At 67.1% G+C, this 12,399-nt stretch carries 11 protein-coding genes; 7 read left to right on the top strand and 4 right to left on the bottom strand.

Going from position 1 to position 12,399, the window contains the following annotated elements:
• Window positions 1–183 precede the first annotated feature (183 nt).
• From clpB to rluD, 3 genes are all read right to left on the bottom strand, one after another.
• A complete protein-coding gene (gene clpB, locus FG99_RS29170; protein ID WP_043273660.1) occupies window positions 184–2,748 on the bottom strand; it encodes an ATP-dependent chaperone ClpB in 2,565 nt (854 codons plus the stop codon).
• Between the two features lie 278 nt (window positions 2,749–3,026).
• Window positions 3,027–3,755: a peptidoglycan editing factor PgeF gene (gene pgeF, locus FG99_RS29165; protein ID WP_043273659.1), complete on the bottom strand. Its 729-nt coding sequence runs from the start codon at window positions 3,753–3,755 to the stop codon at window positions 3,027–3,029.
• Window positions 3,752–4,711 carry a 23S rRNA pseudouridine(1911/1915/1917) synthase RluD gene (gene rluD / locus FG99_RS29160; protein WP_043273657.1) on the bottom strand — a complete coding sequence of 320 codons (960 nt, stop codon included), beginning with the start codon at window positions 4,709–4,711 and terminating at the stop codon, window positions 3,752–3,754. Before rluD ends, pgeF begins: the two co-directional genes overlap by 4 nt.
• A 146-nt stretch (window positions 4,712–4,857) precedes the next feature.
• Here rluD and FG99_RS29155 point away from each other — a divergent pair, with 146 nt between their 5' ends.
• From FG99_RS29155 to FG99_RS29140, 4 genes are all read left to right on the top strand, one after another.
• On the top strand, window positions 4,858–5,871 hold the full coding sequence (locus tag FG99_RS29155; RefSeq protein WP_009617585.1) for an outer membrane protein assembly factor BamD: 1,014 nt from the start codon (window positions 4,858–4,860) through the stop codon (window positions 5,869–5,871).
• Window positions 5,872–6,009: 138 nt separating this feature from the next.
• Complete coding sequence (locus tag FG99_RS29150) at window positions 6,010–6,240, top strand: PP0621 family protein (protein WP_009617584.1); 231 nt, start codon at window positions 6,010–6,012, stop codon at window positions 6,238–6,240.
• Entirely contained in the window at window positions 6,233–7,822 is a 1,590-nt protein-coding gene (locus tag FG99_RS29145; protein WP_043273654.1) for a sensor histidine kinase, read from the top strand. Before FG99_RS29150 ends, FG99_RS29145 begins: the two co-directional genes overlap by 8 nt.
• A gap of 11 nt (window positions 7,823–7,833) precedes the next feature.
• Complete coding sequence (locus tag FG99_RS29140) at window positions 7,834–9,171, top strand: sigma-54-dependent transcriptional regulator (RefSeq protein WP_043273653.1); 1,338 nt, start codon at window positions 7,834–7,836, stop codon at window positions 9,169–9,171.
• Between the two features lie 243 nt (window positions 9,172–9,414).
• Here FG99_RS29140 and thiO read toward each other — a convergent pair whose 3' ends face one another.
• Window positions 9,415–10,524, bottom strand: coding sequence for a glycine oxidase ThiO (thiO, locus tag FG99_RS29135; protein WP_043273652.1), 1,110 nt, complete (start codon window positions 10,522–10,524; stop codon window positions 9,415–9,417).
• A 178-nt stretch (window positions 10,525–10,702) separates the two neighbouring features.
• Between thiO and FG99_RS29130 the strand changes: the two genes are divergently transcribed.
• From FG99_RS29130 to pilV, 3 genes are all read left to right on the top strand, one after another.
• The gene (locus FG99_RS29130) at window positions 10,703–11,215 is read left to right on the top strand and encodes a GspH/FimT family protein (protein ID WP_043273650.1); all 513 of its coding nucleotides are present in this window, start codon (window positions 10,703–10,705) and stop codon (window positions 11,213–11,215) included.
• A gap of 149 nt (window positions 11,216–11,364) precedes the next feature.
• The gene (locus tag FG99_RS29125; RefSeq protein ID WP_043273648.1) at window positions 11,365–11,844 is read left to right on the top strand and encodes a GspH/FimT family pseudopilin; all 480 of its coding nucleotides are present in this window, start codon (window positions 11,365–11,367) and stop codon (window positions 11,842–11,844) included.
• Window positions 11,841–12,395 carry a type IV pilus modification protein PilV gene (gene pilV, locus FG99_RS29120; RefSeq protein ID WP_043273646.1) on the top strand — a complete coding sequence of 185 codons (555 nt, stop codon included), beginning with the start codon at window positions 11,841–11,843 and terminating at the stop codon, window positions 12,393–12,395. Before FG99_RS29125 ends, pilV begins: the two co-directional genes overlap by 4 nt.
• Window positions 12,396–12,399 lie beyond the last annotated feature (4 nt).

Raw genomic sequence — 12,399 nt, 5'->3', positions numbered from 1 at the left:
CATTTCTCGGCACGGACAAGCCCCCTCTCCCTTCAGGGAGAGGGCTGGGGAGAGGGAGCGGAGCCACTCCAAGGCACCTGTGCTGCCGGTAAGCACCATTCGCGAGCAAGCTCGCTCCTACAAAAGCAAAAAGCAAAAAAAGAAAAAGCCCCGCAACGCGGGGCTTTTCCAGAGGCACCAAGATCAGGCAAACACGATCTCGTCGCCCTCCACCTTGGCATGGATCTTCGCCCCGGGAAGGAACTTGCCGGCCAGGATCAGCTGCGCCAGCGGGTTCTCGATCCAGCGCTGGATCGCCCGCTTCAGCGGCCGCGCGCCGTATACCGGGTCGAAGCCGACGGCGATCAGCTTGTCCATCGCCTCCGTGCTCAGCTCCAGGCTCAGCTCGCGCTCGGCCAGGCGCTTGCGCAGGCGGCCCATCTGGATTTCGGCGATGCCGGCGATCTGCTCGCGGGCCAGCGGCTCGAACACCACCACCTCGTCGATCCGGTTGATGAACTCCGGACGGAAGTGCGCGTTCACCGCGTCCATCACCGCCGCGCGCTGGGCCTCCTGGTCGCCGACCAGCTCCTGTATCTGCGCCGAACCGAGGTTGGAGGTCATCACCACCACCGTGTTGCGGAAGTCCACGGTGCGGCCATGGCTGTCGGTCAGGCGGCCGTCTTCCAGCACCTGCAGGAGGATGTTGAAAACGTCCGGGTGGGCTTTCTCCACCTCGTCCATCAGCACCACCGAGTACGGCTTGCGGCGCACGGCCTCGGTCAGGTAGCCGCCTTCCTCATAGCCGACGTAGCCCGGCGGGGCGCCGATCAGGCGGGCCACCGAGTGTTTTTCCATGAACTCCGACATGTCGATGCGCACCAGCGCCTCTTCGGTGTCGAAGAGGAATTCGGCCAGGGCCTTGCACAGCTCGGTCTTGCCCACCCCGGTCGGGCCGAGGAACAGGAAGGAACCGCTGGGCCGGTTGGGGTCGGCCAGGCCGGCGCGGGAACGGCGCACGGCGTTGGCCACCGCCACCACCGCTTCGTGCTGGCCGATGACGCGCCTGTGCAGCTCGTCTTCCATGCGCAGCAGCTTCTCGCGCTCGCCTTCGAGCATCTTCGACACCGGGATGCCGGTCCACTTGGACACGACCTCGGCGATCTCCTCGTCGGTCACCTTGTTGCGCAGCAGCTGATTCTCCGCCTTGCCGTGCTGGTCGACCATCTGCAGGCTGCGCTCAAGGTCCGGGATAACCCCGTACTGCAGCTCGGCCATGCGGTTCAGGTCGCCCTTGCGGCGGGCCAGCTCCAGCTCGGTCTTGGCCTGCTCGATCTTCTGCTGGATCTGCGCCGAGCCTTGCACCTCGGCCTTCTCCGACTTCCAGATCTCTTCCAGGTCGGCGTATTCGCGTTCGAGCTTGGCGATGTCTTCTTCCAGCTTGGCCAGGCGCTTCTTGGTGGCCTCGTCGTCTTCCTTCTTCAGCGCCTCGCGCTCGATCTTCAACTGGATCAGCCGGCGGTCCAGGCGGTCCAGTTCCTCCGGCTTGGAGTCGATCTCCATGCGGATGCGGCTGGCGGCCTCGTCGATCAGGTCGATGGCCTTGTCCGGCAGCTGGCGGTCGGTGATGTAGCGGTGCGACAACTTGGCCGCGGCGATGATGGCGCCGTCGGTGATGGTCACCCCGTGGTGCACCTCGTAGCGCTCCTTCAGGCCACGGAGGATGGCGATGGTGTCTTCCTCGCTGGGCTCGTCCACCAGCACCTTCTGGAAGCGCCGCTCCAGGGCCGCGTCCTTCTCGATGTACTGGCGGTATTCGTCCAGGGTGGTGGCGCCGACGCAGTGCAGCTCGCCGCGGGCCAGGGCCGGCTTGAGCATGTTGCCGGCGTCCATGGCGCCCTCGGCCTTGCCGGCGCCGACCATGGTGTGCAGTTCGTCGATGAACAGGATGATCCGCCCTTCCTGCTTGGACAGCTCGTTGAGCACCGCCTTCAGGCGCTCCTCGAACTCGCCGCGGAACTTGGCGCCGGCGATCAGCGCGCCCATGTCCAAGGCCAGCAGGCGCTTGTCCTTGAGGCCGTCGGGCACCTCGCCGTTGACGATGCGCTGGGCCAGGCCCTCGACGATGGCGGTCTTGCCCACGCCGGGCTCGCCGATCAGCACCGGGTTGTTCTTGGTGCGCCGCTGCAGGACCTGGATGGTCCGGCGGATCTCGTCGTCACGGCCGATCACCGGGTCGAGCTTGCCGTCCTCGGCGCGCTTGGTCATGTCCACGGTGTACTTGTCCAGGGCCTGGCGCGACTCCTCGGCATTGGGGTCGTTGACCGCCTCGCCGCCGCGCAGGTTGTTCACCGCGTTCTCCAGGGCCTTCTTGCTCACGCCCTGGCCGAGCAGCAGCTTGCCGAGCTTGGCGTTGTCGTCCAGGGCGGCGAGCAGCACCAGTTCGCTGGAGATGAACTGGTCGCCCTTCTGCTGGGCCAGGCGGTCGGCCTGGTTGAGCAGGCGCGCCAGGTCCTGCGAGAGGTTCACATCGCCGGTGGGATTCTGGATTTTCGGCAGCGCATCCAGCTCTTTATTCAAGGCTGCGCGCAGGGCCGGGATATCGAAGCCGACCTGCATCAGCAGGGGCTTGATGGAGCCGCCCTGCTGGTCGATCAGGGCGCAAAGCAGGTGCACCGGCTCGATGGCCGGGTGATCGTGGCCAACGGCCAGGGACTGGGCATCGGACAGCGCCAGTTGCAGCTTGCTGGTCAAACGGTCGATTCGCATGGAGTTCGTCCTTCCTTCTAGATAGCGGGTCGGGGCGATACCTGCCCCTGATGAAGAAACAACCCGCCGGGATGCCAGTTAGATAAGGACGATTTTGGCCGCTTCAAGCCAAATCGCCATGACGCCGGTCAGTTCGTACCGGCGCAAGGCCATCACGAAAGCGGCATTCGCGCGCAGAGGGAAGGCTGTTGCCGATTGCGCCGAGGCGCTCTTCGTAGGATGGGTTGAGCGAAGCGATACCCATCACCAGGGCAGCATGGAAGGCGGAATCTACGGAGTCAGCCGAGCCAGACCAGGCTGGCCTGGCGCCCGGTGCGCGGGTTGCGGCGGTAGGAATAGAAACGCTCGGCATCGCTGAAGGTGCACAGCCCCCCGCCATAGACGGCAGTGACACCCCGCGCGGCCAGGCGGATGCGCGCGAGCTGGTAGATGTCGGCCATGTAGCGGCCGGCATTGACGCTGGGCACGAAGGCCGCCTCGGCCTCGGCGTGGTCGGCGAGGAAGGCTTCACGGACTTCCGGGCCGACCTCGAAGGCCTGCGGACCGATGGCCGGGCCGAGCCAGACCAGCACCTCGCCAGCCGGCACCGCCAGCCTGTCCAGGGTGGCTTCCAGCACGCCGCCGGCCAGCCCGCGCCAGCCGGCGTGGGCCGCTGCAACGCGGGTGCCGGCGCGGTCGCAGAACAGCGCCGGCAGGCAATCGGCGGTGAGCACCGCGCAGGCGATGCCCGGCGTGGCGCTCCAGCTGGCGTCGGCAGTGGCGACGCGGGAAGGGTCGGCTTCCACCACCTCAATGCCGTGCACCTGGCTCAGCCAGGCCGGCCGGCAGCCCTGGGCCTGTTCCAGGCGGCGGCGGTTCTCGGCCACCGCGGCCGGCTCGTCGCCGACGTGGTCACCGAGGTTGAAGCTGTCGAACGGTGCCTGGCTCACTCCGCCGGCGCGGGTGCTGACGCAGGCGCGCACGTTGGCCGGCGCCGGCCAGTCGGGGATGAGCCAGGGCGAGGTCATACGAAGGACTCGTTGTCCTGACGCAGCAGGCTGAGCAGCCAGGTGAAGTCGTCAGGCAGCGGCGACTCCCACTTCATGCGCTCGCCGGTCGCCGGGTGGTCCAGTTCGAGAAAGCGCGCGTGCAGGGCCTGGCGCGGGAAGTCGCGCAGCGACTCGACCAGTGTCGGGCTAGCCCCCGGCGGAATGCGGAAGCGCCCGCCGTAGACCGGGTCGCCCACCAGCGGGAAGCCGATGTGCGACATATGTACGCGAATCTGGTGGGTGCGGCCGGTCTCCAGCTTCACCCGGGTGTGGGTGTGCGAGCGGAAGCGCTCCAGCACCCGGTAATGGCTGATCGCCTGCTTGCCGGTGGGCACCACCGCCATCTTCTGGCGCATCACGCCGTGGCGGCTGATGGGCGCATCGATCTTGCCGCCGGCGACGATCACCCCGACCACGATGGCCTCGTAGATACGGCTCACCGAACGCGCCTGCAGCTGGGCGACCAGGTTGGTGTGGGCTTCGAGGGTCTTGGCCACCACCATCAGGCCGGTGGTGTCCTTGTCCAGGCGGTGCACGATACCGGCGCGCGGCACGTTGGCCAGGTGCGGCACGTGGTGCAGCAGGGCGTTGAGCAGGGTGCCGTCCTGGTGCCCGGCGGCCGGGTGGACCACCAGCCCCGCGGGCTTGTCGATCACCAGGATGTGCTCGTCCTCGTAGACGATGTCCAGCTCGATGTCCTGGGCCTTCCACTCGCCCTGGGCCTCCAGCTGCACCTCCAGCGCCAGGCGCGAGCCGGCGTGGACGACGTCCTTCGGGCGCAGCACGGCGCCGTCGACGGTCAGGCGGCCGTCCTTGATCCAGCCGGCCAGGCGCGAGCGGGAGTGTTCGGGGAAGAGTTGTGCGGCGACCTGGTCGAGGCGTTGGCCGCCCAGGTCGAACGGCACTTCTGCCGCCAGTTGGATGAGATCGGACATGATGGGACACAGTAGGCGCGCCACCTTTTGGTGGGCGGCACGCTGTGGTTAAATACGGGGCCTTTGTCCCAGGGGTTCGCCTGGGGCGCCAATCATAACAGACGGATGCGGCCGCGACAGCCGACCGTCCAGGGACGCAAGCCGCCATGCAAGTGAAACACCTGCTGCTGATCGCCACCCTCGTCTTGGTCTCCGCCTGCTCGTCCAAGGGCGACAAGGTCGACGAGAACCTGAGCGAGAGCCAGCTGTACCAGCAGGCGCAGGAAGACCTCGGCAACAACAGCTACACCAACGCCATCAACAAGCTGAAGGCGCTGGAGTCGCGCTACCCGTTCGGCCGCTACGCCGAACAGGCGCAGCTGGAGCTGATCTACGCCAACTACAAGAACGCCGAGCCGGAAGCCGCGCGTTCGGCGGCAGAGCGCTTCATCCGCCTGCACCCGCAGCACCCGAACGTCGACTACGCCTACTACATGAAGGGCCTGGCCTCCTTCGACCAGGACCGCGGCCTGATGGCGCGCTTCCTGCCGCTGGACCTGACCAAGCGCGACCCGGGCGCGGCGCGCGACTCCTTCAACGAGTTCGCCCAGCTCACCAGCCGCTTCCCCAACAGCCGCTACGCCCCGGACGCCAAGGCGCGCATGGTCTACCTGCGCAACCTGCTGGCGGCCTACGAAGTGCACGTCGGCCACTACTACCTCAAGCGCAAGGCCTACGTGGCCGCCGCCAACCGCGGCCGCTACGTGGTGGAGAACTTCCAGGAGACCCCGGCCGTCGGCGATGGCCTGGCGATCATGACCGAGGCCTACCAGCGCCTGGGCCTGAACGACCTGGCCGACAGCAGCCTGCAGACCCTCAAGCTCAACTACCCGGACAACCCCAGCCTGAAGGACGGCCAGTTCGAGCCCCGCGAGGACGACGACAGCAGCCGCTCCTGGCTGGCCAAGGCCACCCTCGGCCTGATCGACTCCAACACCGCGCCGCCGCAGATGGAAACCCAGGCGAGCAAGGACGTGATGCGCCAGTACGAAGACGCGCGCCAGCAGATCCCGCGCGAGCTGCAGCCCGAGCACCAGGACGAGGAAGTCGAGAAGCCGGACACCAGCGGCAAGAAGAGCCACTCCTGGTGGCATTACCTGACCTTCGGCCTGGTCGACTGATCGACCCGCCATGCAGAGGGAGGCTCCGGCCTCCCTTTTTCATGCCCGCGCGAATCTGCCGCACAGTAGCGGCCCGCGCAACTTGTACGCCGTGGTGGCTCGGATAAACTGCGGCTCTTCACGAAAAAAGGGAACGCCATGGTCCGCCTGCTGTTCTGGATCCTCCTCATTGCCCTGATCTGGTGGCTGTGGCGCAAGGCTACCCGCCCGCAACGCCCGCCCCAGGCGCCGCCGGACGACCCGGCCGAGCCCATGGTCCGCTGTGCCCAGTGCGGCGTGCACGTGCCGCGCGCCAACGCGCTGCAGCACGAGCAGCGCTGGTACTGCAGCCAGGCCCACCTGCAGCAGGACAGCCAGCGGCATGGCTAAGGCCATCCCCATCAGCGGCCAGCAGGGGCAGCGCATCCTCCGCCTGTACCACCTGTACCGCCTGAGCATCGGCCTGCTGCTGGTGCTGCTGATTTCCAGCGACCTCGACGACCGCGTGCTCAACGTCGGCCAGTCGGCGCTGTTCCATGCCAGTTGCTGGAGCTACCTGATCGTCAACATCCTGATCGCCGTGCTGATGCCGACGCCGCGCCAGTTGCTGCCGATCTTCCTCCTGGCGCTGTTCGACATCCTCGCGCTGTGCGGCCTGTTCTACGCCGCCGGCGGCGTGCCCAGCGGCATCGGCAACCTGCTGGTGGTGGCGGTGGGCATCGCCAACATCCTGCTGCGCGGGCGCATCGGCCTGCTGATCGCTGCCGTCGCCGCGATCGGCATGATCTACCTGACCTTCTACCTCAGCCTCAGCCAGCCCACGGCGATCAACCACTACGTCCAGGCCGGCAGCCTCGGCGCCCTGAGCTTCGCCGCCGCGCTGCTGCTGCAGGGCCTGGCGCGGCGCCAGCAACTCACCGAACACCTGGCCGAGGAACGCGCCACCACCGTGGCCAACCTCGAAGAGCTCAACGCCCTCATCCTGCAGCGCATGCGCACCGGCATCCTGGTGCTGGACAGCCGGCACCGCGTGCTGCTGGCCAACCAGAGCGCCCTGGGCCTGCTGGCCCAGCCGGAACTGGCGGGCAAGCTCGCCACCGAGCATTGCCCGGAACTGCTCGACAGCCTGCAGCAGTGGGAGCGCAACCCCTCGCTGCGCCCGCCCAGCCTGCAGGCGCCCGAAGGCGGCCCCATGCTGCAGCCGAGCTTCATCCCGCTGCGCCGCGGCGAGGAGCAGCACACCCTGGTGTTCCTCGAAGACATCTCGCAGATCGCCCAGCAGGCCCAGCAGCTCAAGCTGGCGGCCCTGGGCCGGCTGACCGCCGGCATCGCCCACGAGATCCGCAACCCCCTGGGCGCCATCAGCCACGCCGCGCAGCTGCTGCAGGAATCCGAAACGCTCGACGCCCCCGACCGGCGCCTGACGCAGATCATCCAGGACCAGTCGCGGCGCATGAACCTGGTGATCGAGAACGTCCTGCAATTGTCGCGGCGGCGCCAGGCCGAGCCGCAACAGCTGGACCTCAGGCAGTGGCTGCAGCGCTTCACCGACGAGCAGCGCGAAGGCCTGCGCGGCGACCAGCAGATCCACCTGCAAATGGGCGGCGGCGAGATCCAGACGCGCATGGACCCCAGCCAACTCACCCAGGTGCTGGGTAACCTGGTGCAGAATGGGTTACGGTACAGTGCCCGGCAGAACGGCAGCGGCCAGGTGTGGTTGAACCTGTTCCGCGACCGGGACAGCGACCTGCCGGTGCTGGAGGTGCTCGACGACGGCCCCGGCATCGCCCCGGAGCAGTTGGGCAAGCTGTTCGAACCCTTCTTCACCACCGAGAGCAAGGGCACCGGGCTGGGCCTGTACATTTCCCGCGAGCTGTGCGAAAGCAACCAGGCCCGCATCGACTTCAAGAACCGCGACGAAGGCGGTGGCAGCTTCCGCATCACCTTCGCCCACCCGCGCAAGCAGAGCTGACAGAAAAGAGCATGAGCCGGCAAAAAGCCCTGATCGTCGACGACGAACCGGATATCCGCGAGCTGCTGGAAATCACCCTCGGCCGCATGAAGCTGGACACCCGCAGCGCCCGCAACGTCAAGGAGGCCAAGGAATACCTGGCCCGCGAGCCCTTCGACCTGTGCCTGACCGACATGCGCCTGCCCGACGGCACCGGCATGGACCTGGTGCAGCACATCCAGCAGCGCCACCCGCAGGTGCCGGTGGCCATGATCACCGCCTTCGGCAGCCTGGACACCGCGGTCAACGCGCTCAAGGCTGGCGCCTTCGACTTCCTCACCAAGCCGGTGGACCTCGGCCGCCTGCGCGAACTGGTGGCCACGGCCCTGCGCCTGCGCTCGCCGGGCGCGGAAGACGCGCCGGTGGACAACCGCCTGCTGGGCGACTCGCCACCCATGCGGCAGATGCGCAACCAGATCGCCAAGCTGGCGCGCAGCCAGGCGCCGGTCTACATCAGCGGCGAATCCGGCAGCGGCAAGGAGCTGGTGGCCCGGCTGATCCACGAACAGGGCCCGCGCAGCGAAGTGGCCTTCGTCCCGGTGAACTGCGGCGCCATCCCGTCCGAGCTGATGGAAAGCGAATTCTTCGGGCACAAGAAAGGCAGCTTCACCGGCGCCGTGGAAGACAAGCAGGGCCTGTTCCAGGCCGCCAATGGCGGCACCCTGTTCCTCGACGAAGTGGCCGACCTGCCCTTGCCGATGCAGGTGAAACTGCTGCGCGCCATCCAGGAAAAGGCCGTGCGCGCAGTGGGCGGCCAGCAGGAAGTGGCGGTGGACGTGCGCGTGCTCTGCGCCACCCACAAGGACCTGGCCGCGGAAGTCGCCGCCGGCCGCTTCCGCCAGGACCTCTACTACCGCCTGAACGTCATCGAACTGCGCGTGCCGCCGCTGCGCGAGCGCCGCGAGGACATCCCGCTGCTCACCGAGCGCGTGCTCAAGCGCCTGGCCAGCGACAGCGGCCTGGCCGCGGCGCAGGTCAGCCCCGAAGCCCTGGAAAAGCTCAAGAGCTACCGTTTCCCGGGCAACGTGCGCGAACTGGAGAACATGCTCGAACGCGCCTACACCCTGTGCGAAGACGATGTCATCCAGCCCCAGGACCTGCGTTTCGCCGAGGCCACCGGCGGCGGCGAAACCGGCGAGGCCAGCCTGGCGCAGATCGACAACCTCGAGGACTACCTCGAAGAGATCGAACGCAAGCTGATCATGCAGGCGCTGGAAGAAACCCGCTGGAACCGTACCGCCGCTGCCCAGCGCCTGGGACTGACGTTCCGTTCGATGCGCTATCGCTTGAAGAAGCTCGGTATCGATTGAGCAAGGGCCCCCCCTTACGCCGTGCCCTGGCAGAACGTAGGGCGGATAACCGTTCGCGGTTATCCGCCGCCTAGCCTCGCTTCCCGGCCAACCCCGAATTCGATCCCGGGATTGACCCCAGGCGGCTCCAAGATTGACCTGGGCACTGGCTAACACATGGGATAAACGGCGGATAACCGCGAACGGTTATTCGCCCTACGCAAAGCCCACCTATTGCCGCCCTGCCCGTCCTCGCGAACGGGATCACGCCAACGGCGTCGCCACCAAGCGCCCTTCCGGCGCATAGGGCTGCGCCTCGATGATCGGCTCGCGCTTCGACATCAGGTCCGCCAGCAACCGGCAGGACGCCGGCGCCAACACCAGGCCGTTGCGGTAGTGCCCGGTGTTCAGCCAAAGCCCTTCGTACCCCGGCACCTGGCCGATGAAGGGAATGCCCTCGGGCGAGCCCGGCCGCAACCCCGCCCAGTGTCCCACCGGCGCCAGCCCGGCGAGCGCCGGCAGCAGTTCCTCGGCGGAAGCGCGCAGGCTGGCCAAGGCCTCGTCCGTGGGCGTCTTGTCGAAGCCGGCATGCTCCAGGGTGCTGCCCACCAGGATATGGCCGTCGCGCCGGGGAATGGCGTAGCGCCCCTTGGCCAGCACCATGCTGGACAGGAAATCCGCCGCGCACTTGTAGAGAATCATCTGCCCCTTCACCGGCGCGACCGGCAGTTCCAGGCCCAGGCCGGCCAGTAGCTCGCCGCTCCAGGCGCCGGCCGCCAGCACGGTCGCATCGGCCCGCAGCTCGCCGTCGGCGCAGCGCACGCCGCGAATGGCGCCCTGCTCCTGGATGAAACCGCTGACCTCGCAACCCTCAAGCACCTCGACGTTCGGCATGCGCCGCAGCGCCTCGCGCAGCGAACGCGCCAGGCGCGGGTTGCGCACGTTGGCCACGCCCGGCATGTGGACCGCTTTCTGGAAACCGGCCCCCAGCGCGGGGACGGCATCATGGACCGCCGAAATGTCCACCTCCTGCAACGGGCGGCCGTTGGCGCGGGCCCAGGCCAACGCCTCGGCCTGGTCGTCCAGGTCCAGCCAGTAGAGGCCGGTGACGTGCACCTCGGGGTCGACGCCGGTGTCCTCCAGCAGTTGCTGGCCCAGCGCCGGATAGAAATCCTGCGACCAGTGCGCCAGGTTCGCCACCGCCCGGCTGTAGCGCCAGGGGTAGAGCGGGGAAACGATGCCGCCGCCGGCCCAGGAGGCCTCGCGCCCGGTCTCACCACGCTCGACCAGAGTCACCCGCAGCCCCTCGCGCCCCAGGGTCCAGGCACTCAACAGCCCGACAACGCCACCACCGACAAGCAGAACATCCGACATACCGCTGCACCTCGAACCGACAGGAAACCGGACGGTCATCCGGCGCGCCACTATACCAACCCCACCAGAGCGAAGCGCCCTACACCTTCGACGGAATCGACGCACGACATCCAAGGCCCAGATAACGGACCAAAAGAAAGATACTGCGGCAGCAAGGCAAAGCCAGGGACGGCTCCTCATGCCCAAGAATCGCGGATTCAGCCTGCTGGAAGCATTGCTCTCGATTCTCCTGCTCTCGCTGCTCGCCAGCCTGGCCATACCGGCCTTCGACAACCTGCTCCAGTCAAATCGCGCCCTTGTCGCCCTGCACAGCCTGCATGGCGCCCTGAGCCATGCCCGTCAAACCGCGGTACTGACCGGCCGCCCGGTCAGCGTCGTGGCCCACGAAGGCGATTGGGCCAAAGGCTGGGCGCTGTTCCACGACGACAACAACGACGGCCAGCAGCAATCCGGCGAACCCCGGCTACGCCTCCACCCGCCCCTGGAAGGCGTGCAGATATACCCGGACGAAACCTCCCGCAGCTATATCCACTACCGCCCCCAGGGCCAGGCCATCCGCCCCAACGGCGCCTTCCACGCCGGCCATTTCAGGATCTGTGCCCAACACGCCACAGCCCACCGGATCGTGATCAACCGAAGCGGCCGCATCCGCCACGAAAGCGCCCCCAGCGCCAGCCTCTGCCCACGCTGAGCAGCGCACAAGCGCTCTGCGACCGAGGTCACAGAAGACCAGCGGACATGACCGGACATCGCGCGATTTGTATCGGCCATCCAACAAAAAGGGACATTTCCCACACAAATTGGCAGCATTTCCTTCAAGGTAAATAGGAGGAATGCGCCATGTCGCGCCCCCAGAAAATGGCGGGGTTCACATTGGTCGAGCTGATGATCGTCGTAGCGCTGCTGGTGATATTCGCCACCATCGCGCTACCCAGTTTCAGCTACCTGATCAAGACCAACCGGACTCAGAGCGCCGCCAGCGAACTCGCCTCCCTGCTGCAATACGCCCGCGCCGAGGCGGTGACGCGCAATGTCGATATCACCGCAGCAGCCAGCAGCGGAGCCTGGACAGTCAGCCAGGGCAATACCGTCCTTCGCCAACTGGATAGCCAGCAAAGCACCCTCAGCATCCTGCCGGCCACTGCCTCGGTGACCTTCTATCCGAACGGCACCGCCTCCGCCAATACCAACATCTACATCTGCAACGACGGTGATGCCGCCACCGGCTATCAATTGACCGTCAGCGTGGCCGGACAGGTGAGACTGTGGCCTCGCGGCACGTCGGACGCAGGTGAAGCACTCGGGAGTTGCGGATCATGAATGACGTTCGCAGGCAATCCTCCGGCTTCAGCCTGATCGAGGTGCTGGTCGCCCTGCTGCTGATCTGCATCGGGGTGCTGGGCATGGTCGCCATGCAAGGACGCACGGTGCAGTACACCCAGGACTCCGTGCAACGCAGCACCGCCGCCATGCTGGCCAACGAGATGCTGGAGACCATGCGCAGCAACCGCGACCAGGTCTATACCGCCAGCGGCAACCTCAACCCGAACTCGGCGTATTTCACCGGTAGCGACGGCTACCCGGAGGCGCCCGAGGAGGGAAGCTGCCAGCCGCTCCCCGCCAACGCCAACCCCGCCGAGCAGCTCAACTGCTGGCTGACCCGCGTGCAGGAGACACTGCCCGGCGCCAGCGGTCTGGCAGCCGAGGTGCACGTCTGCCGCGCGGGGAGCAGCGCCGGCACTTGTGGCAGTGCGGGCCGCGCCATCGAAATCCAGGTGGCCTGGCGGGTGAAGAGCGGCGAGTGCATGGATGCGGCGGACAGCGGCGACGACAAGACCATCTGCCGCTATCGGGTAAGAGCGGAAATCTGAGGCG

This window comes from Pseudomonas sp. AAC, assembly GCF_000725445.1.
Classification (GTDB): Bacteria; Pseudomonadota; Gammaproteobacteria; order Pseudomonadales; family Pseudomonadaceae; genus Pseudomonas; species Pseudomonas citronellolis.
Note: the sequence above shows the minus strand (reverse complement) of the source record. Positions and strands in the feature narration are given on the sequence as shown.

Coding starts and splice junctions, on each gene's coding strand:
- thiO (WP_043273652.1), bottom strand. CDS start 10,524: ATGTCGGATGTTCTGCTTGTCGGTGGTGGCGTTGTCGGGCTGTTGAGT.
- FG99_RS29130 (WP_043273650.1), top strand. CDS start 10,703: ATGCCCAAGAATCGCGGATTCAGCCTGCTGGAAGCATTGCTCTCGATT.
- rluD (WP_043273657.1), bottom strand. CDS start 4,711: ATGTCCGATCTCATCCAACTGGCGGCAGAAGTGCCGTTCGACCTGGGC.
- FG99_RS29155 (WP_009617585.1), top strand. CDS start 4,858: ATGCAAGTGAAACACCTGCTGCTGATCGCCACCCTCGTCTTGGTCTCC.
- FG99_RS29125 (WP_043273648.1), top strand. CDS start 11,365: ATGTCGCGCCCCCAGAAAATGGCGGGGTTCACATTGGTCGAGCTGATG.
- pgeF (WP_043273659.1), bottom strand. CDS start 3,755: ATGACCTCGCCCTGGCTCATCCCCGACTGGCCGGCGCCGGCCAACGTG.
- pilV (WP_043273646.1), top strand. CDS start 11,841: ATGAATGACGTTCGCAGGCAATCCTCCGGCTTCAGCCTGATCGAGGTG.
- clpB (WP_043273660.1), bottom strand. CDS start 2,748: ATGCGAATCGACCGTTTGACCAGCAAGCTGCAACTGGCGCTGTCCGAT.
- FG99_RS29140 (WP_043273653.1), top strand. CDS start 7,834: ATGAGCCGGCAAAAAGCCCTGATCGTCGACGACGAACCGGATATCCGC.
- FG99_RS29150 (WP_009617584.1), top strand. CDS start 6,010: ATGGTCCGCCTGCTGTTCTGGATCCTCCTCATTGCCCTGATCTGGTGG.
- FG99_RS29145 (WP_043273654.1), top strand. CDS start 6,233: ATGGCTAAGGCCATCCCCATCAGCGGCCAGCAGGGGCAGCGCATCCTC.